General features: G+C 66.8%; 25 protein-coding genes and 2 pseudogenes. 12 read left to right on the forward strand and 15 right to left on the reverse strand.

Translation table 11 applies throughout. The annotated features are described in order from the left end of the window. Positions 1-49 precede the first annotated feature (49 nt). Positions 50-880 carry an SDR family NAD(P)-dependent oxidoreductase gene (locus QNM97_RS14705; RefSeq protein ID WP_283819156.1) on the forward strand — a complete coding sequence of 277 codons (831 nt, stop codon included), beginning with the start codon at positions 50-52 and terminating at the stop codon, positions 878-880. 22 nt (positions 881-902) lie between these two features. Here the strand turns inward: QNM97_RS14705 and QNM97_RS14710 are convergent, their stop codons facing one another. After that, positions 903-1889, reverse strand: a complete 987-nt coding sequence (locus QNM97_RS14710; RefSeq protein WP_502875058.1) for a glycine betaine ABC transporter substrate-binding protein — start codon at positions 1887-1889, stop codon at positions 903-905. Positions 1890-1923: 34 nt separating this feature from the next. After that, positions 1924-2544: a MarC family protein gene (locus tag QNM97_RS14715; RefSeq protein ID WP_079929320.1), complete on the reverse strand. Its 621-nt coding sequence runs from the start codon at positions 2542-2544 to the stop codon at positions 1924-1926. 45 nt (positions 2545-2589) lie between these two features. Between QNM97_RS14715 and QNM97_RS14720 the strand changes: the two genes are divergently transcribed. Further along, positions 2590-3669: a magnesium and cobalt transport protein CorA gene (locus tag QNM97_RS14720; protein ID WP_283823208.1), complete on the forward strand. Its 1080-nt coding sequence runs from the start codon at positions 2590-2592 to the stop codon at positions 3667-3669. 21 nt (positions 3670-3690) lie between these two features. Here QNM97_RS14720 and QNM97_RS14725 read toward each other — a convergent pair whose 3' ends face one another. Next, positions 3691-4191 (reverse strand): nuclear transport factor 2 family protein, encoded by a 501-nt coding sequence (locus QNM97_RS14725; RefSeq protein WP_283819158.1) that lies wholly within the window; start codon positions 4189-4191, stop codon positions 3691-3693. Between the two features lie 106 nt (positions 4192-4297). Between QNM97_RS14725 and QNM97_RS14730 the strand changes: the two are divergent. Beyond that, positions 4298-4543, forward strand: a pseudogene (locus QNM97_RS14730) (hypothetical protein); the annotation flags it as partial. Positions 4544-4648: 105 nt separating this feature from the next. After that, positions 4649-5227, forward strand: a complete 579-nt coding sequence (locus tag QNM97_RS14735; RefSeq protein WP_283823209.1) for an AraC family transcriptional regulator — start codon at positions 4649-4651, stop codon at positions 5225-5227. A gap of 12 nt (positions 5228-5239) precedes the next feature. Here the strand turns inward: QNM97_RS14735 and QNM97_RS14740 are convergent, their stop codons facing one another. Together QNM97_RS14740 and QNM97_RS14745 are read right to left on the reverse strand one after the other, a co-directional pair. Continuing rightward, positions 5240-5815 carry a suppressor of fused domain protein gene (locus QNM97_RS14740; protein ID WP_283819159.1) on the reverse strand — a complete coding sequence of 192 codons (576 nt, stop codon included), beginning with the start codon at positions 5813-5815 and terminating at the stop codon, positions 5240-5242. Between the two features lie 29 nt (positions 5816-5844). Beyond that, a complete protein-coding gene (locus QNM97_RS14745) occupies positions 5845-6132 on the reverse strand; it encodes an FmdB family zinc ribbon protein (RefSeq protein WP_283819160.1) in 288 nt (95 codons plus the stop codon). Between the two features lie 158 nt (positions 6133-6290). Here QNM97_RS14745 and fmdA point away from each other — a divergent pair, with 158 nt between their 5' ends. Further along, positions 6291-7544 (forward strand): formamidase, encoded by a 1254-nt coding sequence (gene fmdA / locus QNM97_RS14750; RefSeq protein ID WP_283819162.1) that lies wholly within the window; start codon positions 6291-6293, stop codon positions 7542-7544. A 164-nt stretch (positions 7545-7708) separates the two neighbouring features. Here the strand turns inward: fmdA and QNM97_RS14755 are convergent, their stop codons facing one another. Further along, positions 7709-8155: a MarR family winged helix-turn-helix transcriptional regulator gene (locus tag QNM97_RS14755; RefSeq protein WP_283819163.1), complete on the reverse strand. Its 447-nt coding sequence runs from the start codon at positions 8153-8155 to the stop codon at positions 7709-7711. Between the two features lie 194 nt (positions 8156-8349). On the opposite strand from QNM97_RS14755, the pseudogene QNM97_RS14760 reads away from it, so the two are divergent. The 3 genes and pseudogenes from QNM97_RS14760 to QNM97_RS14770 all read left to right on the forward strand — a co-directional run bounded on the left by QNM97_RS14760 (position 8350) and on the right by QNM97_RS14770 (position 10943). Next, positions 8350-9350 (forward strand): annotated as a pseudogene (locus tag QNM97_RS14760) (substrate-binding domain-containing protein). A gap of 62 nt (positions 9351-9412) precedes the next feature. Then, the gene (locus QNM97_RS14765; protein ID WP_283819164.1) at positions 9413-10096 is read left to right on the forward strand and encodes a metallophosphoesterase family protein; all 684 of its coding nucleotides are present in this window, start codon (positions 9413-9415) and stop codon (positions 10094-10096) included. Then, positions 10086-10943 (forward strand): chromosome partitioning protein ParB, encoded by an 858-nt coding sequence (locus QNM97_RS14770; protein WP_283819165.1) that lies wholly within the window; start codon positions 10086-10088, stop codon positions 10941-10943. The genes QNM97_RS14765 and QNM97_RS14770 overlap by 11 nt, the downstream gene beginning before the upstream one ends. 23 nt (positions 10944-10966) lie before the next feature. Here QNM97_RS14770 and QNM97_RS14775 read toward each other — a convergent pair whose 3' ends face one another. The 5 genes from QNM97_RS14775 to QNM97_RS14795 all read right to left on the reverse strand — a co-directional run bounded on the left by QNM97_RS14775 (position 10967) and on the right by QNM97_RS14795 (position 16363). Continuing rightward, the gene (locus QNM97_RS14775) at positions 10967-12184 is read right to left on the reverse strand and encodes an ABC transporter ATP-binding protein (protein ID WP_283819166.1); all 1218 of its coding nucleotides are present in this window, start codon (positions 12182-12184) and stop codon (positions 10967-10969) included. Positions 12185-12188: 4 nt separating this feature from the next. After that, entirely contained in the window at positions 12189-13019 is an 831-nt protein-coding gene (locus QNM97_RS14780; protein ID WP_208792839.1) for a carbohydrate ABC transporter permease, read from the reverse strand. A gap of 6 nt (positions 13020-13025) precedes the next feature. After that, a complete protein-coding gene (locus QNM97_RS14785; RefSeq protein ID WP_283819167.1) occupies positions 13026-14171 on the reverse strand; it encodes a carbohydrate ABC transporter permease in 1146 nt (381 codons plus the stop codon). Next, positions 14168-15586, reverse strand: coding sequence for an extracellular solute-binding protein (locus QNM97_RS14790; protein ID WP_502875059.1), 1419 nt, complete (start codon positions 15584-15586; stop codon positions 14168-14170). The genes QNM97_RS14785 and QNM97_RS14790 overlap by 4 nt, the downstream gene beginning before the upstream one ends. A 288-nt stretch (positions 15587-15874) precedes the next feature. Further along, positions 15875-16363: a YflT domain-containing protein gene (locus tag QNM97_RS14795; protein ID WP_006368495.1), complete on the reverse strand. Its 489-nt coding sequence runs from the start codon at positions 16361-16363 to the stop codon at positions 15875-15877. Positions 16364-16465: 102 nt separating this feature from the next. Here QNM97_RS14795 and QNM97_RS14800 point away from each other — a divergent pair, with 102 nt between their 5' ends. From QNM97_RS14800 to QNM97_RS14815, 4 genes are all read left to right on the forward strand, one after another. Continuing rightward, positions 16466-17755 (forward strand): magnesium transporter MgtE N-terminal domain-containing protein, encoded by a 1290-nt coding sequence (locus QNM97_RS14800; RefSeq protein WP_079929308.1) that lies wholly within the window; start codon positions 16466-16468, stop codon positions 17753-17755. After that, positions 17752-18285, forward strand: coding sequence for a DUF1003 domain-containing protein (locus QNM97_RS14805; protein WP_283819168.1), 534 nt, complete (start codon positions 17752-17754; stop codon positions 18283-18285). Before QNM97_RS14800 ends, QNM97_RS14805 begins: the two co-directional genes overlap by 4 nt. A 338-nt stretch (positions 18286-18623) precedes the next feature. Continuing rightward, positions 18624-19667, forward strand: coding sequence for a lytic transglycosylase domain-containing protein (locus tag QNM97_RS14810; RefSeq protein ID WP_283819169.1), 1044 nt, complete (start codon positions 18624-18626; stop codon positions 19665-19667). Between the two features lie 85 nt (positions 19668-19752). After that, positions 19753-20895 (forward strand): Mrp/NBP35 family ATP-binding protein, encoded by a 1143-nt coding sequence (locus QNM97_RS14815; RefSeq protein ID WP_283819170.1) that lies wholly within the window; start codon positions 19753-19755, stop codon positions 20893-20895. A 32-nt stretch (positions 20896-20927) separates the two neighbouring features. Here QNM97_RS14815 and tatB read toward each other — a convergent pair whose 3' ends face one another. The 4 genes from tatB to sigE form a co-directional block, all read right to left on the reverse strand. Beyond that, positions 20928-21401 carry a Sec-independent protein translocase protein TatB gene (gene tatB / locus QNM97_RS14820; RefSeq protein WP_283819171.1) on the reverse strand — a complete coding sequence of 158 codons (474 nt, stop codon included), beginning with the start codon at positions 21399-21401 and terminating at the stop codon, positions 20928-20930. Between the two features lie 42 nt (positions 21402-21443). Further along, on the reverse strand, positions 21444-23069 hold the full coding sequence (locus QNM97_RS14825; RefSeq protein ID WP_502874899.1) for a S1C family serine protease: 1626 nt from the start codon (positions 23067-23069) through the stop codon (positions 21444-21446). A 3-nt stretch (positions 23070-23072) separates the two neighbouring features. After that, the gene (locus QNM97_RS14830; RefSeq protein WP_283819173.1) at positions 23073-23645 is read right to left on the reverse strand and encodes a hypothetical protein; all 573 of its coding nucleotides are present in this window, start codon (positions 23643-23645) and stop codon (positions 23073-23075) included. 174 nt (positions 23646-23819) lie between these two features. Continuing rightward, positions 23820-24425: an RNA polymerase sigma factor SigE gene (sigE, locus tag QNM97_RS14835; protein ID WP_283819174.1), complete on the reverse strand. Its 606-nt coding sequence runs from the start codon at positions 24423-24425 to the stop codon at positions 23820-23822. Between the last annotated feature and the right edge of the window lie 211 nt (positions 24426-24636).

Below are 24636 nucleotides of genomic sequence, written 5' to 3' on the forward strand. Positions count from 1 at the left end.
CCACCACACGAAAGCCTGAACAACTCCCACCACACGAAAGAAGGCATTCATGAAGGACTTTCGCGACAAGGTCGTCGTCGTCACCGGCGCGGGCTCGGGTATGGGCCGCGACCTCGCGGTCAAGCTCTCCCGTCTCGGCGCGAAACTGGCCATCTCCGATGTGAATCCGGACGGGCTCGCGGTCACCGAGCGACTGATCACCGAGGCCGGCGGCGAGGTGCACTCGCAGATCCTCAACGTCGCCGAGCGCGAGTCGGTCCTTGACTACGCCGAGACCGTCGTCGCCCACTACGGCCGGGTCAACGTCATCTTCAACAACGCCGGGATCGCCCACCACGGCGAGATCGAACGCACCGAGTTCAAGGACATCGAGCGCGTCGTCGACGTCGACTTCTGGGGAGTGGTCAACGGCACCAAGGCTTTCCTGCCGCACATCATCGCCTCCGGTGACGGCCACATCGTCAACACCTCATCGCTGTTCGGCCTCCTCTCCGAGCCCGGTCAGGCCGCGTACAACGCCGCGAAGTTCGCCGTCCGGGGATTCACCGAGGCGCTGAACCAGGAGATGATCGTCGCCAAGCACCCGGTCAAGGTGTCGTGTGTGCACCCGGGCGGCATCAAGACCGCGATCGCCCGCAACGCGACCGTCTCCGGCGATCACGACGCCACCGCGACGGCCAACTTCTTCGATCGTTACCTCGCCCGCATGACCTCCGAGGACGCCGCCGACGTCATCATCAATGGCGTGCGCAAGAACAAGACGCGCATCCTGGTCGGCGCCGACGCCAAGTTCCTCGACCTGTGGGTACGAGTGGTCGCCTCGAAGTACCAGTGGGTCATGGCCAAGGGCACCGCCCTGGCACTGACCCGGGCCAAGTAGACACCCTCAGATCCGGTGCTCGTCAGATCTGGTGCTCGTTGAGCCAATCAGCCGCCAGATCCGCCGGGTGCGCGCCGGCGCGGACCTTGCCGGCGAGTGTGGCGAGGTCGGCGGTGGTGATCTCGCCGGCCACCCGATTGACGGCCTTCACCTGATCGCGGGTCAGCGCCGCGGTCCGATACACGGGCACGAGTGTCTCGGGTTGCGGTCCGATGCCCCGGCCCGCCGAGCCGGCCGGGGCGGGTAACGCCTCGACGCGGCCGGCCGGCCCGGAGGCCGAGTCGCCACCGATCTGCAGTGGCGTGAGCAATCCGAGCGCGGTGCCCGTAGCCGTCCGCTCGAGCACGGTGTGCACGTCGGCGACCCGTTGCACCGGACCCGCCCGGCATCCGGCGTCGGTAAAGGCGCGCAGGGTCGCCGGATCGGGCTCACCGGTGGTGACCACCGGGAGGTCGGCGGGCAGCCGCCCGCACCCCGACAGGTCGCTCACCCCGGCCGTTGCGGCCAGCGACGTCGCGACGAACAATTGCGGGGTGGCACTCACCGGCGTCGCATCGCCGACCGAGACCCCCTGCGGCAGAGAATGATTCAGGTCGACGTAGAGAACGTCGGAGTTGGGGTCACCGGCGGCGGCGCCCTCGGCGGCGGGCTGCGTGGACGGCGCCGGGGAGACGGGCGAGTCCGCCGCCTGCGCCAGCGACGGCGCGAGTTCGGCCAGCAACCGACCGGTGAATGCCGGGAAGAGATCGACCTCACCGCGCTGCATCGCGTCGAGTTGTGCAGTGTCGCCGCCGATCCTCGGCTCGACCGAGACGTGCGCACCCGCAGTGCGCAACGCGCCCGCATAGATCTGTGCCATCACGAGCGACTCCGGGGTCCCGGAGGCACCCATCACCAATGGCCTGCTGTCGTCCGGGCCCGCATCGTCTCCGCCGCTGCCGCATCCGGCGAGCGCGGCGACCAGCACCAGGACGGCTGCCAGGATCGCCGGGGCCGCGCCGCGGCGCACTCGATGTCGCACGGCACTCACCGTAGCGTGCCGCTCACCCGCCGGCGGCGATGAACCCGGCCACCGAGTCGGCGATGAGCTGCACAGCGATGGCCGCCAGCAACAGACCGGCGATCTTGGCCAACAGGGTGATGCCGCCGACACCGAGGATGCGGATCAGCACCGTCGAGTATCGCAACACGATCGCGACGACGATGTGCACGCTGACGATGGCGGCCGCGATCGCGAGGTAGCCGCCCGCGTCACCGGAGACCCCGCTGACCCCGACGATGACCGCAGCGATCGCACCCGGTCCGGCGAGCAGCGGTGTGCCCAGCGGCACCAGCGCGACGTTGACGTCCTCGGAGGCCTGCGGCGACCCGGCGCTGCCCAGCCCGGTCAGTAGCTGCAGCGCCACCAGCAGCAGGAGCAGTCCGCCGGCGCCCTGCAGGGCGGGGATACCGATGTGCAGGTAGTTCAGGATCGCCTTGCCGCCGATGGCGAAGACACTGATCACCAGCAAACTCACCAGCGGGGCCTGCCAGGCGGCGCGGCGCCGGTACTCCGGCGTCCGGTGACCGACCAGCGACAGGAACAGGGGGATCTGCCCGGGCGGATCCATGATGACCAGCAGGGTGATCAGGGTCGTCGTATAGACCGTGACGTCGAAGGACACGCGCTGATCTTACGGGCGGCGCGTAGCATCCCAGGCGTGCCATCGATGCCCCATCTTCGCCCCGGCCTCGGATTCACCACCGGCCGCCGCGAGCGACGGCCGCTACCGAGGATCCCGGTGCCGATCGCCCGCGCGATCGTCGATTGCGCGGTCTACGTCGACGGGCATCGGCAGCCCGGACGGATCGGCTACTCCGAGGCCCTCGAACAGGTGCGCAGTACGGGTGAGGGTTTCGTCTGGCTCGGTCTGCATTCACCCGACGACGAGCAGATGACCGGCGTGGCGGAGGTCTTCGGACTGCACGAGCTCGTCGTCGAGGACGCGGTGCACGCCCACCAACGCCCCAAACTCGAGATCTACGACAACACCCAGTTCTTGGTGCTGCGCACGGTGAAGTACGTCGAACACGAATCGATCGAGCAGGCCAGTGAGGTCGTCGAGACCGGCGAGATCATGATCTTCACCGGCCCCGACTTCGTCATCACCGTGCGCCACGGCGATCACACCCACCTGTCGGGATTACGCCGACGCATGGAGGCCCGTCCCGAACGCCTCGCCCTGGGTCCGACCGCGGTCATGCACGCCATCGCCGACCTCGTCGTCGACAGCTACCTCGCGGTCAGCGAGAGGATGGAGACCGACCTCCTCGCCATCGAGAGTTCGGTGTTCGGCAACAAGAAGCGCTGGCTCGACATCGAACCGGTGTATCTGCTCAAACGCGAGGTCCTCGAACTTCGCCGCGCGGTGACCCCGCTGACCAATCCGCTGTCGCGGCTGACCTCGAATAACCCCTTGGTGCCCAAGGAGATCCGACGCTATCTGCGCGACGTCGCCGATCACCTCACCACCGTCGTCGACCGCGTCGTGGAGTACGATGAGGTCTTGTCCTCACTTCTCGACGCCGCCGCGGCGAAGGTCGGCATCCAGCAGAACAGCGACATGCGCAAGATCTCCGCGTGGGTGGCGATCGGCGCCATCCCGACGATGGTCGCGGGCCTCTACGGCATGAACTTCGACATCCTGCCGGGAATGCACGATGCGCAGGGCTTCGGTCTGGTCTGCCTGTTCCTGGTGGTGGTCTGCGGCGCACTGTGGGGGGCATTGCGGCGCAATCACTGGCTGTGATCTGTTGTACGGCAACCGATTTCAGAACATGGAGTTCGGGTTCGCCGCAGACGACGGAACATCCTGGATGACGTCCCAGTGCTCAACGATCTTGCCGTCGGCCACGCGGAAGATGTCGACCACCGCCTGTCCGCGATCGCCGGGACCGTTCACCGAGTGGACGTGCAGATAGACGAGGTCTCCGTCGGTCGCGCTCCGCACGATCGTGCTGCGCGACTGCGGGTTCTGCGCGAACAACCCGGCGAAGAAGTCGACGAACGGCTTCTCGCCGTCGGGCACCTGCGGGTTGTGTTGCTTGCAGGTCTCGGCGACCACCGAGGCCGCCGAGACGTCGTGGCGGTTGACGAAGTTGTCGTAGAACTCGACGACCAGTGCGCGATTCGCCTCTTCGGCACCGAGGTCTCGTCCCCCATCGTTGCGAGTGTCCGCGTCGCCCGAACCCGCGCATGCCGTCAGCACCACCAGCCCGGACAACGCGGCCGGCACCGCGCCCGCAACGCGTCGACGAACTGTCCACGCCATCGCCATCCTCGTCCTCGTCCTCGTCTTCATCGTCGTCATCACCTTCCAAGCCGTGTACCGCATCCATTCGGCGCGGGATCGTGTGGCAACGGGTCGCGATCGACCCATGGACGAGCGTAAGAACGACGGCTTTCGATGTCCCGGTAGTAGAGTGTCGCGTATTGGTAGAAAACAGACACCCGAGATCCGTGAGATCCGGTACCGGCGGCTTTCCCGCCCCGTCGACTCGCTGGAGATCACGACGATCGAAGCACTCCGGCGGGGTGCCCGTGAGTCGGAATTCACCGGGCCACAACGGATTGACTTCGAACTGATCGTGTGGATCGAGCGTGGGAGCATCACTCACGAAGTCGATTTTGCGCGATACGAAGTGGGTCCCGGTGACGTGCTGTGGGTACATACCGGTCAAGTTCAGCGATGGGGTGACATCACGGCCGCGGACGGGATCGTGTGCATGATGCCCGCCACCGCACTCGACACCGCGCTCACCGAACGGATGGATCGGATCGGCGGATGGACATGGTCGTTCTGGCCCGCCGACGACGGTTCGGGCGCTGCACAGGACTTCGCGATGCTGCTGTCCCACTATCGGCGCCACCGGGATCTCGCCGGCCACGACGCCGAAGCCTACGACGCCGCGATGGTCCTGCTGACCTCGGGTGTACTGATGATGCTGGCGTCACGTGATCTCGGCGACACGAAGTCCGAATGGGGCGGGCACGAACTGCTGTGGCGGTTCCGGGCCGAGGTGGATCGTTACCATGCGCAGCGCCGATCCACTCGGTGGTACGCACGTCGTCTCGGCTATTCGGAGCGAACACTGCATCGAGTGGTGCTCGCTCATCTCGGCGTGACTCCGCGCCAGGTGATCGAGGATCGAATGGTGCTGGAGGCCAAACGAATGTTGGTACACGACTCCGGTTCGATCTCGACCGTGGCGCGCTCACTCGGCTTCGACGACCAGTCGAACTTCACCAAGGTCTTCAAACGATCGACCGAACTGACGCCCGGCGAGTTCCGTACGTCGAGTCGCTGAACCACTCGCCCATCACATGGTGGCCGGCGACCGCGCCGGGTCGGCGAGGTCGATGCGGGCCTCGGCCCACGCCTCACGCAGCGCCTCGACACCCTTGAGGCGCAGCCATGCTGCTTCGTTCGCGGTGATCGGGATCGCCCGCAAGAAGCGCACCGGGTCCATCGGGGCAGGCAACGCCAGCGTTCCGAGATCATCGTCGGCGATCACCACCGCGGTGAAGGGCGAACCGTCCCAGAGTGGTTCACCGAGATCGAGGAGCGCATCGGCGGCCAGCACCAGCCCCTCGACGGCCGGCGCCGCGGCCAGTGTCGCCAGCCGTCGGTGCAGACCGGGCAGCGCAGCACCGGCGTGCATCCGTACGACCAGTTCGGCCCGCGGGCCGCGCACCGGGTCCGGGTTCAGATCGGACGGGTCGGCCATCGGATGCCGCGCACAACCAACCGTGACGTAGACGACCTCGGTCCCGAGAACAACGCGGACCACGTCGATCGGCTCCACACCGAGAAAAGTCACCGACGCACGCTGCGGCGCACCGCCGAGCGAGTCGGCGAGGAATCGGTTGATGGCATCGCTGGTGGAGTCGCTCACGACTCACCACGGTAATCGCAGGGGCGTCGTCAGGGCCGAGGGAGGCGTCGGTGCAGCGGATTCGTGCTCACCGGTGTCCGCCTGCGCGCTGCGGACGGCACGGACGAGACCACCGCGGGCGTCTCGGCGCTCGAGCGCGTCGCGTCCTGCAGCCGCATGGCGGTACTCGCGCCGGCGCCGAGCGCAGGCGCACGCACCCGCCGCGGCGCCGCGTCCCCGCAGTCGGGACAGTCGATCGCCTCAGGGACCGCCGCCATCGAATAGTGGCGTTCCACCGTCGCGCACCGCCGGTCACACCGGAACACATAGGTCGGCATACCTGCCACCCTAGCGCGATCGCCCCCGCGCCGGCATCGGGTTGAGCTGCCAACTCAGACAACGTCATACGCTCGTAACGTGTATTGGCTGCGAAACCGATACGAACGTAGTTGAATAATTCCACCCGGAAACAACAAGTCGCACGGAGGTCCTGTCGATGCCCGAGCTCCTCTTTCCTCTCGATTCCGCGAAGCCCTTCACCGAGCAGCGACACATCGGACACAACCGCTGGCATCCCGACCTCCCGCCCGCGGTGACCGTCAAGCCCGGGGACACCTTCCGCGCACATTGCCGTGAATGGTTCGACGGCGCGATCCACAACGACGACTCCGCCGACGACATCCTCAACGCCCCACTCAACAACGTCCACACCTTGTCGGGCCCGTTCGCGATCGAGGGCGCCGAGCCGGGTGACCTGTTGATCGTTGACATCCTCGACGTCGGACCCATCCCCCAGGAGGACTCGGGACCGCTGGCCGGCCAGGGTTGGGGGTACACCGGCATCTTCGCAAAGCTCAACGGTGGCGGTTTTCTCACCGAACAGTTTCCCGACGCCTACAAGGCGATCTGGGACTTCGCCGGCCAGTCGGCCACGAGTCGCCATGTGCCGCATGTGAAGTACACGGGTATCGTCCATCCCGGTCTGATGGGCACGGCGCCGTCGGCGGAGTTGCTCGGCCGGTGGAATGCGCGCGAAGCCGCACTGATCGCCACCGATCCCGACCGCGTGCCCCCGCTGGCACTTCCGCCGGAGCCCGACGGCGCGATCCTCGGATCGCTGACCGGCGACGAGTTCACACGGGTCGCGGGCGAGGGAGCACGCACCGCTCCCCCGCGCGAGAACGGCGGAAACCAGGACATCAAGAACCTCACCAAGGGCACCCGCGTCTTCTACCCGGTGTTCGTGCCCGGCGCGAACCTGTCCTTCGGCGATCTGCACTTCTCCCAGGGCGACGGCGAGATCACCTTCTGCGGTGCCATCGAGATGGGTGGCTTCATGGATCTCCACGTCGACCTCATCAAGGGCGGTATGGAGACCTACGGCGTCAGCGAGAACGCAATCTTCATGCCGGGCAACACCGATCCGCAGTACTCGCAGTGGATCGCCTTCTCGGGCACGTCGGTCACCCTCGACGGCGAACAACGCTATCTCGACTCGGACCTGTCGTATCAGCGCGCGTGTCTGCACGCCATCAACTACCTGACGAAGTTCGGGTACAGCCCCGAGCAGGCCTACCTACTGTTGGGCTCGGCACCGATCGAGGGGCGTCTGTCGGGGGTGGTCGACATACCGAATTCCTGTGCGACCGTGTACATCCCGACCGCCATCTTCGACTTCCCGGTGGCCCCGTCGGCGTCGGGGCCGGTGCAGATCGACCCGGGAATGGGCGCGCCGCATTCGGCGTTCTAGGGCGCGTCCGCTCAGGCCAGTCGGTGGATCGGACGTGACTATCGAAGGTACCGATCTGCCGTAGACCGGAACCAGCACCGGCACAAGCGGTCTCGAGGCTCCTCCCTGCCCTCGTCACACCTCGACCAGCGGACATGGCAGAGTCCGACCGGACCCGCATCCGCTCAGCCGGTCAGGTCCATCGACCCAAGGACGCCCAGAGCACCCGCCAACCGGACCCCGGGCCCGTCGGGATCGTCGATCACCCGGGCGACCGAGGCCGAGCGGGCGATGCGCGCCTGGGACCTCGAATGGAGCGTCGCCCCGCGTCGGGTGGCAAAGACCACCACTCTGCGCCGGTCGGTCTCGTCGGGCCGCCGGTGCACGAGGTTGTCGTCGATCATCCCGTCGATCAGCCGGGTCAGACTCGGTCCGGGCACCAAGGTGACCGCAGCCAGTTCCGACATCGACCTGCCCGTTCCGCCCTCCAGAGCCGCCAGAACGTGCCACTGCGCCGTCGTGAGGCCGTCGAGTTCCGCACTGACCGCGGAGTCGAGTTGGGCCGCAGCAGCATTCAGCAGACGCGACAGCTCCTCGACGGCAGCGGCACGCGCGTTCGGGGCAGAGGACATGATGGGTCATCGTATCGTGATCGACTCCGGTGCGACAGCGCAGCCGGCGTTGCGCAACCGCTGATTCGTGGGACACTGTGCAGGTCAGCACGTATCCACCCCGGGAGTCGGTTGTGGCCTCACCAGTGGTTCTCAGAGGCGACGACGCCACCCTCGACGTCGCTCTCGCAGTGCCGCTGAGCGGTCCGGCCGGCATGTTCGGCCCCTCCTGCGAGGCAAGCGCCGAACTTGCCGTCGCCGATGTCAACGCGGCCGGAGGCATCCTCGACCGACCGGTTCGGGTGCATCTCGTCGATGCGGGAGCACCCCTGAACCGGTTGTCGGACACCATCGACCGCCTCATCACCACCAAACGCGTCGAGAGCGTGATCGGGTGGCACCTGTCCAACGCGCGCAACGTGATCATCCCGCACACGGCCGGGCGGGTGCCATACGTGTACACGACGTTCTACGAGGGCGGCGAGGACGCCGACGGCGTGTACATGGTGGGTGAGACCCCCGATCAGCAGTTGTTCCCGCCATCCGGTGGCTGCGCGAGAACCGAGGAATCCGACGCTGGTGCGTCATCGGCAACGACTACGTATGGCCTCGCGCGACGTCCGCGCGCACCCGCGCCTTTCTCCATGGCGCGCACATGGACTTCGTCGGCGATCACTTCGTCCCGCTGCGCGGCCGGGATTTCGGGCCTGCATTGCAGATGATTGCCGATACCCGCCCCGATGGGGTGCTCGTCCTCATGGTCGGTGCCGACGCCGCGGCATTCCACCGCGCGTTCGCCGCGGCAGGCCTCGACGAGCACCACATCCGGTTGTCGATGATGATCGGTGAGGACGTCCTGTGCGGCTGCGGCGCCGAGGCCACCCGCGACCTGTACACGGCATGCGGATACTTCGAAAGTGTGGTCACCACCGAAGGTCTCGAGTTCGGATCCCGCTACGAACGCCGATTCGGCCGCGACGCACCGGCATTGAACAACATCGGCGAATCCTGCTACGAGGGGCTGATGCTGCTCGCAGCACTCGCCCGCACCGCGGGCTCCCTCGACACCGCCACCATCGGCCGAACGGCACGCGGCGTGACCTACCGCGGACCGCGCGGCGAGGTCGAACTCCGCGGCCGTCACACCCGTCAGCCGGTGTACCTCGCACGAGCCGACGACCTCGCGTTCGACGTGATCGACGAACTGACCGTCTGACGTACCGACCGCGCCCGATCCGGACGGTCCACACTCGGGCGACGGTCGATTACGGTGTGCATGTGGTGAACATCCTGGCGGTCGCCGACGAGGTGGTGGAGTCACTCACCTTCGGGGTGGGTATCGAGACCAAACCCGACCTCATCCTGGGCGCGGGCGATCTCCCCTACAAGTATCTCGACGTGCTCTCCAGCCTGTGTGATGCGCCATGTGTGTTCGTTCCGGGCAACCACGACGGCGATCTGCGCGGCTACCGGTCCTCGCGTGCCGGCTGGACCCGGGCGGGATTGCCGACCACCTATCCCGGGCCCGAGTGCGCGGTCAACGCCGACGGTCGGACGGTGACCGCGGCCGGCGTCCGGATCAGCGGACTCGGGGGCAGCATCCGCTACAACTCCGGCCCCAACCAGTACACCGAGGCACAGCAACGGTTGCGGTCGTGGGTGCTGCGCGCCCGAGGCGGCGTGCGTGCCCGTCCGCACATCCTGCTCACCCATTCGCCGGCACGCGGTGTGGGCGACGCCGAGGACCGGCCGCACCGCGGGTTCTCGTGTTTCCACCCGCTGGTCGACCGGTTACGACCGAAGATCATGGTGCACGGGCACATCCATCCCTACGGTGCCCAACCGCGTGACCTGATCATCGGGACCGACACCGTGTCGATGAACGTCGTCGGCTACTGCCAATTCGACTTCGACACCGACACCGGCGATTTCAGGATCGTGAGGCGCAGATATGGCTCGTGACACCGGATTCCCGGACGCCGACGCCGAGAACGACTTCCAGCGGATGCGCCGGCAAGCCGAACTCGCCCGGCTGACCCAGTGGTTCACCCGACAACCCGCCGACGTCAATGCGATCCTCCCCTTCGACGAGGTCGTCGCCGCACTGGGCCGGACCGGCGAGACCTACCTCGGACTGCAGACGGTCGAGGTGGCCTCGATCGTCGGAAGTGTGGACCGCACCAAGGATTTCGACCGCTACTTCCGCCCGACGTCGGCCCGGATTCGCAGTCGGTGGCAGCGGCTCGCCGCCGCTCAGCGTCGCGGTGAGTCGATGCCACCTGTCCGGTTGTACCGGATCGGTGGGATGCATTTCGTCATCGACGGACACCACCGCATCTCGATCGCCATCGCCCGTCACCTCGACACCATCGACGCCTACGTCACCGAGATCCACACCCGCATCTCCCCCGAGGGCATCAATGTGCCCGGAGACCTCCTCCTCAAGGACCACCGCCGCCTGTTCTTGTCGCGGGTGCCGCTGTCGGGTGCACAGGCCGACACCATCCGATTCGCCGACCCCTTCGACTACGCCGAACTCGCAGAGGCGGTGGAGGCGTGGGGATTCCGTCTCAGCCAGGAGGTCGGCGAATTCCTCGGCCGTACCGAGGTGGCACGGCGGTGGTTCGGTGAGGAGTTCCTGCCGGTCATCCGTATGGCCCGACGCGCCGATGTCCGGTCCGACCTCGACAGCGACGCCGAACTCTACCTGTGGCTCGCGTGCGAGCGCTATCGCCTGGTGCGTAAGCACATCTGGGACGACGAGATCATCGACGAACTCCGCGAACAGCCGCGGCGCCGGCGCCGGTAATCACCCGCCGCCGACCGCGGCGCTCACCCCTTCGACAGGGCCGGCCCGCCTGCAACCGAATTCGCCGGTGCACCACGCAGGCTCGTGCCGGTTTGTTGGTCGAAGATGGTGATTTTGGTGGGGTCGAAGTAGAGTTCGGCGGTGCTGCCGCGGCGGATGTGTGATTCGGGGGAGAGTCGGGCGATCATGTCGCCGCCGCCGAGGGTGGCGCCGGAGTCGGCGGACAGTTCGGCGAGTGCGTCATTCGCCGAGTGGTGGGAGTCGATGCGGAAGTAAGCGTAGTTGTCTGATCCCATGGATTCGAGGACGTCGATCCCGGCGGTGAACGTCATGCCGTGGGAGCGGGTGTCGGTGTCGATGAGGTGGGCGTCTTCGAGGTGTTCGGGGCGGATACCGACGAGGACCTCGCCGGTGCTGTTGACCCGGCCGGCACTGTCGGTGACTTGTTGTTGGTCGTGCAGGGGGATCGTGCCGATCGGGGTCGAGATGCCGTCGGCGCCGAGTCGTCCGGGCAGGAAGTTCATGGCCGGCGAGCCGATGAATCCCGCGACGAAGATGTTGGCGGGGTTGGTGTAGAGCTCTTGAGGAGACCCGATTTGCTGGACGTATCCCGAGCGCATGACCACGACGCGGTCACCAAGGGTCATGGCTTCGGTTTGGTCGTGGGTGACATACACGGTGGTGGTCCCCAGGCGTTGTTGCAGCCGGGAGATCTCCGCGCGCATCTGGACCCGTAGTTTCGCATCCAGGTTCGACAGGGGTTCGTCCATCAAGAACGCCTTGGGCGACCGCACGATCGCCCGGCCCATCGCGACGCGTTGGCGTTGCCCACCGGACAGATTCGCGGGTTTGCGATCCAGGTAGGGGCCCAGGTCGAGGATGCGAGCGGCTTCGTCGACCTTCGCGGCGATCTCGGCTTTCGACAGTTTCGCCAGGGTCAACGGGAACGCGATGTTCTCCCGCACCGACATGTGCGGGTACAGGGCGTAGGACTGGAACACCATGGCGATGTCGCGGTCTTTGGGGGCGCGTTCGTTGACGCGTTGCCCGGCGATCCGTAGTTCCCCGCTGGTGATGTCCTCGAGCCCGGCGATCATGTTCAGGGTGGTCGATTTCCCGCAGCCGGACGGACCGACGAGGATGATGAACTCTCCGTCGGCGATATCGATACTCACCTCGTGTACCGCGGTCGAGCCGTCGGGATAGGTTTTGCTGACGTGGTCCAAAACGATGTCTGCCATGGGTTTATCCCTTCACCGCGCCGGAGGTCAACCCGGCCACGATTCGACGTTGGAAGAACAACACGAAGATGATGATCGGAATGGTGATCACGACCGCGGCCGCGGCGATCGACCCGGTGGGTTCCTCGAACTGGGAACTGCCGGTGAAGTTCGCGATCGCGACCGGCGCGGTGATCGCCCGTTCGGTCGAGGTCAACGACAACGCCAGCAACAGGTCGTTCCACGCGAAGATGAACACCAGGATCGCCGCGGTCACCACCCCCGGCGCCGCCAGCGGGGCGATCACCTTCCGGAACGCCTGGAACGGGGTCGCGCCATCCATTTTTGCGGCCTTCTCCAACTCCCACGGGATCTCCCGGAAGAACGCCGAGAGCGTGTAGATCGCCAACGGCAACGCGAAGGTGATGTAGGGCAGGATCAACCCCGGCCACGTGTCGAACAACCCCAGGGTGCGTTCGATGTTGAACAGTGGGGTGACCAGCGAGATCTGCGGGAACATCGCAATCAACAGGGCCGCCCCGATCAGCAGGCGTTTCCCCGGAAAGTCCAGACGGGCCACCGCATAGGCGGCCATCGTACCCAACACCACCGCGATCACCGTGGTGATCAACCCGATCCCGATCGAGTTGATCAACGCCGAGGTGAACGCGCTCGTGGAAAAGATCGACGAATAATTGTCCCACGTCCATTCCTTCGGGATGAACGAGCCGTCGGTGACACTCGAGGCGGGTTTGAACGACAAACTCACGATCCACAACAACGGGATGATCGCATACAGGATCACCACCAGGTTCGCGATCGCCCACCACACTTTCGGTTTGGTACCGGTCTTCACCGCCCCTTACCTCCCCTCGTTGTCCGAGCCCGGTGCCGCAGTACCGAACCCCTTGATGAAGATGAACGCGATGATCGCCACACACACGAAGATCAGGATCGAGATCGCCGACCCCACCCCCAGATTGAAACCCTTGAACAAATTGTCGTAGCCGAGCATCGACACCGAATAGGTGTTGTTCGACCCGGCGGTCAACACATAAATGTTGTCGAACACCCGGAACGCATCCAACGTGCGGAACAACAACGCCACCAAGATCGCCGGTTTCATCAACGGCAAAATGATCCGCCACAACCGCGTCCACGCCCCCGCCCCATCCACCTGGGCGGCCTTCAACAAATCATCAGGCACCAACGCCAACCCCGCCAGCAACAACAACGCCATGAACGGGGTCGTCTTCCACACCTCGGCCAACACGATGATCGCCAACGACGGCCACTGCTGAGTCAACGGGGCACTCCCATCCGGCAACAAATTCGCCAGATACCCCGTCCCCGGCGTCCACGCGTAATACCACGAGAACGCCGCCGCGACCGTCACAATCCCATACGGAATCAACACCACCGTCCGAATCGTGCCCCGCCCGAACAACGTCCGATGCATCACCAACGCAATCGCCAACCCCAACACGAACTCGATCACCACCGACACCACCGTGATCCCCAACGTCACCCCGAACGCCGTCCACCAATACCCATCCGAGAGCACAGTCCCGTAATTGGCGAACCAGACGAACTCACGCTTACCCGGCGCCGACAAACTCGCCTTGTTCAACGACAACCACACCGCATAAACAATCGGATATCCCGTCACCACCGCCATCATCACCACCGCAGGCAACACCAACCAGAACGCCAACCGACGCTCGGCCTTCTTACCCTCACTCCGCTTCGGGGCGGCGGCCGCCGGCGCAGGGTGATCGATCACCGCGGTGGCCGGTGCGGCCCGCGTCGAGCCGGCTGCATCAGCATCCGGAACCCGGCCTGCCGCCGGTGATTCCGCAGGCGCTTCCCACACCGGGGAATGCACGGTGGGCCCGAAGGTGTGCGGAGCGGTCACGTCGAGACCGGGTTCGGCTGGGGCCGTGGGCTGTTCGCCCTCCGGCATCGCGTGCCGGCCGCGGCGTGAGGCCTCGTTGTCGTCGTTGGTCATGGGATGATGCCCTCCCCGTTGATCGCCTTCTGTACCGCATCGGCGAGCTGATCGACCAGATTCTGTGGGTCCCACGCCCCGACCGGTGACAGCTTGGCCTGAACCAGCGTCGAGATGGACTGGTATTGCGGCGATTTCGGACGCAGTGCCGCGTGATCGGGTTCGAGCTGCAGCTTGATGTCGTCGGCCATGGGATAGGCCGCCCGGAACTCCGGGTCGGAGTAGAGCGACGAGATCACCGGCGGCGTACCCGCGTTAAGGCTGTAGTACTTCTGCGCGTCGGCGCTCGTCAGGCACATCGCCGCCTTGAACGCGAGGTCCTTCTGCTGCGAGGTGCTGGCGACGGCGATGTTGAGTCCACCGAGCGTGCTCTTGGCGGGCAGATCACCGACTCCCGGATACGGCCGGAAGTCGAACTTCTGCCGCACGGCCTTGGTCACCGGCGCCAACTGCGCATCGGTGGGCGAGTTGTTCGGGTCGGCGAACAGATTCTTGTACTTCTGCAGATCCGTCAGATACGGGACACTGCCCGCCGACGCGTTCTCTCGCATCGAAGCGAGCACGAACGGCCAATTCACCTCGTAGAGCGCCGATCCGTTCTCCATGCCGAGGCGTGAGCTGGTCTCGTCACCATTGGTCAGCGACGGATCGTGGCCCGGCGCGGTGGCCACCGCCTTGAGGATCTGCAGTGCCTTGACCGTCGCGGCACGGTGCGCCGGGGTGTCGTTCAGTGTCACCTTGCTGGGGTTGTCGGGATCGACGATCTGGCCGCCGGCACTGGCCAACACGGAGTTGAACCAGACCATCAGACCTTCATACTGCTTGCCCTGCACCATGATCTGGCCGGGTCCGCCCTTTGCGAGGCTGACCTGGGCCTGCTCGAGCATCCGCTCCCAGTTGGTCGCGGCGGGCTGGCGGACCGTATCGGCGAGAACGTCCTTGCGATACCAGAGCAGCTGCGTGTTGGTCCAGATCGGGATGGCGTAGAGGCGCTGGGCAGCATCACCGGGGGTCTTCCACTGCGCTGTCTCCAACGGACCGCCGAGCGTACGCGCGGTGACCTGTCCGACGAGATCGTCCGGCACCGGGACAAGCCAACCGGCGTCGGCGAACTCGGCCGTCCACACCACGTCCATGCCCATCAGGTCCAGGCTGTGATCGTTGCCCGACAAGCGTCGGGCCAGTTGCAGTCGCTGGTCGTCGGCGGCCTTGGGCAGCGCGGTGGTGACGATCCGGTATTCGCCGCCCGATTCCTTCGAGCACTTGTCCGCCTGGACCTTCACCGAATCCGCGCCGTCGGCAGGCGGATACAGATTCAGCACACCCGCCTCGTAACCGGACCCGCAAGCCGTCACGATCGGCGCCAGCGTGGCCAGCGCGGCCGCGGCGATGACCACCTTGCCGCGGATCCCCAAAGACGACTTCCGGTTTCGCGACCCATCACCGGGATCGCGACTCGCACCGCCCATCCTGCGCCGCACGCGGCCTCCTCCATGTCGTGCACATGACGACGCCGACGCGTTGTGCGCGACGCGATCATGGCCGTCTCGGAGGTTACGCTATCCCGACATGTATGTGACGGGCAACACAATGTGTGCGGCCGTGCCAATTCGAGACCGTGTCACCCGGTGACCGCGATGGATTCGGGGTCGGGATGGATTCGCACACCGTGAGGATTCGGTGGCGAAGATCGGAAATCTGCGTCAGGGGTTCAGTCGGGCCAGCATGTTGCGTGCCTTCTCCGCGCTCTTGGGATCGCAGAGCACGTCATAGCGTCCCGCCACCAATTGCATGGTCGAGGCGAAATCTCGCTGACCGCGGGTCGCCGCATAGGGAATGGTTGCCGAGATCAGACCGAAGATGACACCGCCGACGAGACCGAAGAGGATCGGCACCAGCGGATTTCCCGAGACGACGATCGAAACCAGCAAACCGAAGAACAGACCCAGCCACGCTCCCGACACGATGCCGCCACCGATGACCTTGCCCCAGGTCAGCCGTCCGATGACGCGCTCGACCTGCATCAGGTCAACGCCGACGATGGTGACGTCCTCGACCGTGAAGTGCTCGTCGGACAGGTAGTCCACCGCGCGCTGAGCCTCGGCGTAGGTCGAATACGAGCCGATCGGCCAACCCTTGGGCGGCGTCGGCAGTCCCGGCGTCTGCCGCGACGGCTGCATGGGATTGGTCATTCTCACTCCTTGCGGGTCAGTCGGGTCCGCGGTCGGCTTCGGGTCCTCGACCCGCCGCCGGCATGCATTCGTCCCCGGTGCGATGCCACTACCCTTACTCCCATGTCGGCGGTGAGCAAGGTGTTCGTGGCCAGGTTAGTCGGATTGGCCGTCCTTGGCCCGGACGGTGAATCGATCGGGCGTGTGCGCGACGCGGTGATCTCGGTGCGGTTGCCCGGCCAACAGCCGCGCGCACTCGGACTCGCGGTGGAACTGACCACGCGGCGACGCATCTTCGTCCCGATGCTCCGGGTGACCTCGATCGAACCCAATGCGGTGACACTCAACACCGGAACGGTCAGCCTGCGCCGACTGCACCTACGCCCCGGTGAGGCACTCGCGATCGGGCAGATCCTCGACACGCGGGTCCGCGTCGTCGACCCCGATCTGCCCGATCTCGCCGGAATCGATGTGCCCGTGGTCGATCTCGGCATCGAGCGTACCCGCACCCGCGACTGGGTGGTGGCCCGCGTCGCGGTGCGCTCCGGCCGACGGGGGCTGCGCCGCGGCGAGACCCACGTCGTGGAGTGGTCCAACGTGCACGGTATGACCCAGAGCAGCCTCGACCTGCCCGGACAGGGGGTGGCACAAGCCCTCCTGCAATTCGAGGGCATGCGTGCCGCCGACGTCGCCAATGCGTTGCGGGAGTTGCCCGTCAAGCGTCGCGACGAGATCGCCTCGGCCCTCGACGACGAGCGCCTGGCCGACGTGCTGCAGGAGTTACCGCCCGACGATCAGAAGGATTTGTTGTCGCATCTGGAACTCGATCGCGCCGTCGACGTGCTCGAGGCCATGGATCCCGACGATGCCGCCGACCTGCTCGGCGAGCTCTCCGACACCGAGGCCGAGTCGTTCCTGGCGCGCATGGACCCGGAGGATTCCGAGCCGGTTCGGCGACTGCTCACCCACTCCCCCGACACCGCCGGCGGACTGATGACCTCCGAGCCGATCATCGTCACCCCGGCGACCACGGTCGCCGAGGCGCTCGCGCGGATCCGCGACCCCGACATCAATCCCGCCGCCGCGAGCCTGGTCTTCGTCGTCCGGCCGCCGACCTCCACACCCACCGGAAAATACCTCGGCTGCGTGCACGTGCAGGCGCTGCTGCGGGAGCCACCCGCCAACATCGTGGGTGGCATCCTCGACACCGATCTCGCCCACCTACGACCGGAGGACTCCCTGGAGACCGTGACCCGCTACTTCGCTACCTACAACCTGGTGTGCGGGCCGGTCGTCGACGATCAGCACCACCTGCTCGGCGCGGTCAGCGTCGACGACCTCCTCGATCAACTGCTGCCACGTGACTGGCGCGAGACCGAGCCGATCGATCAGCCCGACGAGGTGCGGTCGTGAGCGAACCCCGAGGCCGCAGGCTGGACACGCCCCGCGAACGCCGGCGGCCGGCCTTCAACCTCGACTCCGACGTCGTCGGCGTCTACAGCGAACGCATCGCCCGCTTCCTCGGGACCGGCCGCTACCTTGCGATCCAGACCGTGATCGTGGTGGTGTGGATCGCCATCAACCTGTTCGCGGTCTCGCTTCGATGGGATCCCTACCCGTTCATCCTGCTCAATCTCGCCTTCTCCACCCAGGCCGCGTACGCGGCGCCGCTGATCCTGCTCGCGCAGAACCGTCAGGAGAACCGCGACAAGGTTGCGCTCGAGGAGGACCGCACCCGAGCCGCCCAGACGAAGTCCGACACCGAATTCCTCGCCCGCGAACTGGCGGCGGTGCGCCTGGCCGTGGGTGACACCGTCACCCGCGACTACCTGCGCAAGGAACTCGACGACCTGCTCGATGACCTCGTTGATCGGCTCGCCAACCGCGACCTCGACCAACCCTCCGATCACCTGTCCCGGCGAGGCGGCGCCGACCGCGCGTAACACCGCACTCGCCACGACCAATCACACGTTCGGGTCGTACGTGCCGGCACTCGCCCGCCGGGTTTCGTTCCCGGGTTCCAATCCCCGGGTTCACCGATTGGGACATCCGACCCATATGTATGGTGGACCACATTGCAGGTCGACTGCCGCTCGTGTCACCCACGAGATCCGGCCCGACCGCAACCGCTCTCCCGGGGGAGGCGACGACGGGTGGACGTTGACAACGGAGTGAACGACGTGACAGGGCAGATAGCGAGCACGGGGACCAGCGCGGTGAGGCGCGGACCCATGACGTGGACACAGCACATCGGACCGACCCATGACAACGGGGATCCGCGATGAGACTGCCGCATCCCTTCCACCGATCCCGCGGCCCGCATCGCGGTTCGGCGCTGACCCGGCGCACGCTGTCGGTCGGCGCGGGCAGTCTTCTCGTCGGCGCGATGGTCCTGGGAGCGGCCACCTCGAGCGCCCACGACGGCGGTGGCGTCCCACTCGCCGCCAACGCTCCGATCGATGTGGCCGGAGTCGCTGCGGCGCAACCTGTTTCGCTCCTGGGCTTCGCGCCTCCGGCGGCCCGTACCGCCGCTCCCGACGTCGCGCCGCAATTCCGGTTGTCGGCGGATCTGCCGTCGGGTCCGCTCGGCATCCCGGGGATCGTGCTGCAGGCGTACAAGCTCGCCGCCGACCGAGAGGCCTCCGAGAACGCGGCCTGCAAGATCCCGTGGTTCCTGCTCGCCGGCATCGGCCGCATCGAGTCCAATCACGCCGACAACGGTGATGTCGATCAATACGGCACCACCCTGGTCCCCATCGAGGGCCCGGTGCTCGACGGTTCGCTGGCGGGCAACGAGGTCATCCGCAACGCGGATGGATCGCATGCGCGGGCCATGGGACCGATGCAGTTCATCCCGAGCACCTGGGCCGCATGGGGCAGCGACGGCAACGGTGACGGCAAAGCCGATCCCAACAACATCTTCGACGCCACCTACTCGGCGGCACGCTATCTGTGCGCGGGCGTGTCCGACATCATGGCCGACGGCACCAAGGTCGCCGCGGTCATGCGGTACAACCACTCTCTGGCGTATGCGCAGAACGTGCTGGCCTGGGCGGCGGCGTATGCGACCGGGGTGATGCCGACGACCCCGATCCCGGAGATGCGCCCACCGTCGAGTTCGTCGTCGAGCTCGCCGTCCCGGCCGTCCTCCCCGTCGAGCGGCGCCCCCTCGTCGGGTCCCTCGGGCCCCTCGACAACCACCCCGACTCAGCAGTGTCTCGGCATGATCTGTCTGCCACCGGGGATCACCTTGCCGGGTCAACCGCCCGCGCCGGCACCCGCGCCCACCCCTCGAGTCACCCCGCAGACCACCCCGGCTCGCTGATCGGACGGTCGCCGACGGCCTGACCGCGTCTGCGCGGGGGTGACGCCGACGGCGAGGTCATCACCGGCGGTTAAGCTGGCAGGTGATGACTACAGCAGTGACGCCCAACGAATCCGCGGTCCGCGCCGCCCTGTCCAAGGTGCGGGACCCGGAGATCGGCAAACCCATCACCGATCTCGGCATGGTGAAATCGGTGGCCGTCAACGACGACGCCAGTGTCGACGTCGCGGTGTACCTGACCACCTCGGGCTGCCCCATGCGCGGCGAGATCAGCGGCCGGGTGGAAACCGCGGTCTCCGACGTACCCGGGGTCGGCGAGGTACGCGTGACCCTCGACGTGATGGACGACGAGCAACGCTCCGAGCTCCGCAAGAAGCTCCGTGGCGACTCCGCCGAGCCGGTGATCCCCTTCGCCCAGCCGGGATCATTGACCCGCGTCTATGCCGTCGCCTCGGGCAAGGGTGGCGTCGGGAAGTCGTCGGTCACCGTCAATCTCGCCTGCGCGCTCGCCGAGCGCGGACTGTCGGTCGGGGTGCTCGACGCCGACATCTACGGCCACTCGGTGCCCCGGATGCTCGGCAGCGACGCCAAGCCCACCCAGGTCGAGAAGATGATCATGCCGCCGATCTCCCACGACGTGCGATTCATCTCGATCGGCCAGTTCACCAGCGGCAACACCCCGGTCACCTGGCGCGGGCCGATGCTGCACCGGGCGTTACAGCAGTTCCTGGCCGACGTGTACTGGGGTGACCTCGATGTGCTGCTGCTCGACCTGCCGCCCGGCACCGGCGACGTCGCCATCTCGATCGCCCAGCTGATCCCCGGTGCGGAGATCCTGGTGGTCACCACCCCGCAACAGGCGGCTGCCGAGGTTGCCGAGCGAGCCGGTGCGATCGCTCTGCAGACCCGGCAGAAGATCCTCGGCGTCGTGGAGAACATGTCGTGGATGGAACTGCCCGACGGCACACGGATGGAACCCTTCGGTTCCGGTGGCGGCCAGACGGTCGCCGATCGGTTGACCCAGATGGTCGGCGCACAGGTCGATCTACTCGGTCAGGTCCCGCTCGAACCCGCGTTGCGGGAAGGCGGTGACGCCGGCACACCGGTCGTGCTCGCCCAGCCCGAATCCGCGTCGGGATCGGCGTTGCGGGCGATCGCCGACAAACTCGCGGTCCGTCGTCGCGGCCTGGCCGGCATGAGCCTGGGGATCGACACCACCCGGCACTGACGTTCGCGGCCGGCACCTCGTCGATCAGCGAATTACGTTGCGTCCCAATCGGAGACGTCGTGATGTCCGCGTGCGGGCCGGTGTTCGGCCGAGCCCGCGGCACTCGGCTTCCTCAGCGACGGCCCGGACTCACCGGCTGGGCCGTCGGGCATGGGCTTGGACACCGGCTTGATCGGCGGGGTGTCGGTGGCCGACTTGAGCACCGAGCCGGCATCGGTGAAGGTCTTGAAGACCGAGTCGTCGCCGTCGAGCAGATGCTTGGTGATCATCGATTTCGGTGTCATGCCGCGTAGCTCGTTGAGATCGGCGAGAGGTTTGCGGAGGTCGTCGAAGTCCGTACCGAAGTCGTTCTTGAGCTGATCGGTCGCTCCGGTCGCGTACTCGCGAACCTTGCGCAGCGACTGCATCGTCCACGAGATCGCTCCCGGTAACCGCTCCGGCCCCAGGATGACGAGTCCGGCGACGATCAGGATGAAGATCTCTCCCCAACCCACACTGTCGAACATGGCACTTCCCCGCTCTCGCGCGTCCGCCGGTGGTGGACGTTCTCAGTCACTCGCGGGCGTCATCGTGCCCTCGAAGGTACGCCCGTCGCGCCAGTAGGTGAACTTGACCGGCTCCCCGATCTTCGCGGTGCGCACGGCGACGGTCAATTCGTCGGCACTTTCGATGGTGCGGCCGTTGAAGGAGACGACCACGTCGTTCTCCCGCAGCCCGGCCTGGGCGGCCGGACCGCCGGCCACCACGTTGCGGACCTGGGCGCCGAGGACCCTGTCGTTGCGGACGTCGCTGGCGTTCACGCCGATCTGCGGATGGTTGACCTTGCCGTCGCGGATCAGTGCCTGCGCGATGGGGACCGCCTCACCGATCGGGATGGCGAACCCGAGTCCGATCGAGCCGCCGCCCGGGACGAGTCCGGCGGTGTTGATACCCACCACCTTGGCCTGGGCGTCGACGAGCGGACCGCCGGAGTTGCCGGGGTTGATCGCCGCGTCGGTCTGGATGGCGTCGATGACGGCGTCGGTGTCGGACTCGGAGTCGGGGCGCAGCGGCACAGCACGATGCAGGGCGCTGACGATACCGCTGGTCACGGTGCGATCCAGGCCCAGCGGGGACCCGAACGCCACGACCTCCTCGCCGATCTGGAGGTCGTTGGAATCGCCGAGTTGGGCGACGGTGAGGTTGTCGACGTTGTCGACCTTGAGCACAGCCACATCGGTCTTGGGGTCACGTCCGACGATGCGGGCGGGCACCCGGTTGCGGTCGGAGAAGACGACCTCGAGTTTGGCCGTCCGGTCGGACGCGGCCAGCGAGATGACGTGGTTGTTGGTGAGGATGTAGCCGTTGCGATCGATGACGAAGCCCGACCCGGTGGCCGCTCCGTTGGACAGTCGCACGTCGACGGCGACCACCGACTTCTCCACCGCCTGAGCCACCCGCGCGACCGACGACCGCGGCGCATCTCCGTTGCCGTCGCTCTGGGTCGACAGCTCGACGGTATTGCTGTTGAGCGGGGCCGCAACCTCCGCGGTGAATCTGCCCATCAGTCCTCCGACGACGCCGATCAGCAGTGCGATCACGGCCAGCGCGGCCAGCGCGTGCCACGCGATCCGACGGCCGAACAGCACCTCACGGATGCCCAGCTTCGGTCCGGGTGCGGTGGGAACCCCGGGAGCGGATTCGGCAACCGCGGGCCGGGCCAGCGTCGCCGGGCTCTCCGGATCGCGCCACGGGTCGGCAGGCGGTACGGGTTCGTCGGGAGTGCCATAGGTGGCCAGCGGGTCACGCTGCAGCGTCTCGCCGCTGCCGTCGGGGCGTCCGAAGGCCTCGGCCAGAACCGGATCCGGCGGACCGACGGTGGGTGCGGGACGCTCGGGTGCCACCGCGCCGGGCGCGAAGGAGCCCGCCACTCCGGAGGGGCGACCGAAGACCTGGGCCGTCGCCGGGGAGACCGGGGCGTGCCGAACAACGCGAGCGGACCCGTCACTCTCAGCGGCGTTGCCGGGCGCGACACCGGCCTCGTTCACCGTCGGCGCCGACCACGGCGTGACGGGCGCGTTAGAACCCGCGGCCGGCGCCGGTGAGGCAGCGGCCTGCGGGTGCTGTGCTTGCGGTGTCGCGGAGGCAGGGGGTTGGGGCTGAGAAGCGTCGGGCTGGGAAGCGTCGGGATCCACGTGTCAGCGGCTCCGCCAACGCTGCATGCGACCTCGGTTCGAGTCGTGGCCGGGCGAGTCGTGGCCTGGCACGGGCGTGGGCTCGCCGGGCACGCGACCGGGATGGGTGCGGCGCAGGGCGCCACGCTCGGCACCGTCGACCGGTCGATTCCGGTCGCGATGATCGGTCATGTCGAACTCGCGGGTGGGGATCTGACTGAGCTGACCCAGCAAACCGGTCGGAATGGGCATGGTGCCCGAGGAACGCAAGCGGGTCCGCGCCGCGGTCTGGGCCTCGACTGCCGCGACACACTCGGGGCACAGAGCCAGGTGGTGGGTGGCGCGCATGTGGGCGGTCATACCGAGTTCTTCGTCGACGTAGGCGGCGACCGCCTCGGGCGCGAGATGCTCGGTGGGTGCGAATCGCCGGTCTCGTGGAGCACTCGGCCGGCGGTTCGGGGTGAAGGACGATCGTGCGGGTGTCCAGGCCGCCGGATTCCAGGCGCGGCGTCGGCGAAGATTGTCCGGATGCTCGATCCGGTCGGTCGCCGAACTCGCGTCCGACCGTCGTTGTGGGTCGTCCGTCATCGTGTTCATCACCCCTTCTCCCCCGTCGTGACCCCGGCTTTCGGCGGGGACGACGCCCCAGCCTACCGAAAGACCCAACGATTGCGCGGTCGGTGGGGTTCCCGGCGGACGACACGTCGATGAGGGTCGTCGGCGGTCTTCGGTGTGGTCGACGTCGATGCCGTAGTCAGTGCCCGGCCGTACTCAGTGACCGACCGCGACCGAGCGGCGGTCGCTGTGGCCACGGGCGAGGAGGAAATCGCGGATGGTCTGACGTCCGCGGTGGATGCGGCTGCGTACGGTGCCGAGCTTGACCCCGAGGGTCGCTGCGATCTCCTCGTACGACAGTCCTTCGATGTCACACAGGACGACAGCGGCGCGGAACTCGGGACTCAGTGAGTCCAGGGCTGCCTGCAGATCGCCGTCGAGGTTCGCATCGGCGAAGATCTGCTGCGGGTCGGGTGTGTCGGCGGGCACGCGATCGTATTCCTCGGGCAGTGCCTCCATGCGGATCTTGTTGCGCCGACGGACCATGTCGAGAAAGAGGTTGGTGGTGATGCGGTGCAGCCAGCCCTCGAACGTTCCCGGACGATAGTTCGACAGCGACCGGAAGACCCGGATGAACGTCTCCTGGGTGAGGTCCTCGGCGTCGTGCTGATTGCCGGACAGCCGGTAGGCGAGCCGGTAAACGCGATCGGCATGCTCGCGGACCAGCTCATCCCATGACGGCATGAGCATGTCGTTTCCGGTGGCATCGAATCCCGCGGTTCCGCCGGGGACAATGTCTGCGGACGCCTCGTGGTCGCTCATCGTGGGTGGCCGGTTCCCTTCTCACAAACCATCATCGCGGTGACGCCGGATGGATTCACCATACTGAACCGGACACCGGGTGGTGATATTCCCCCTGTATCCGATTCGATGCCCTCACCCTCTCCCATCGTGGTGTGGTCGCCGTATGAGGGCCCTGAGTGTTGTCTGAGGAAGCAAACCCCGAGGTGCGACGCGGCAATCCGGGCGTGCC

This window comes from Gordonia sp. L191 (assembly GCF_030077625.1).
GTDB classification, from domain to species: Bacteria; Actinomycetota; Actinomycetes; order Mycobacteriales; family Mycobacteriaceae; genus Gordonia; species Gordonia polyisoprenivorans_A.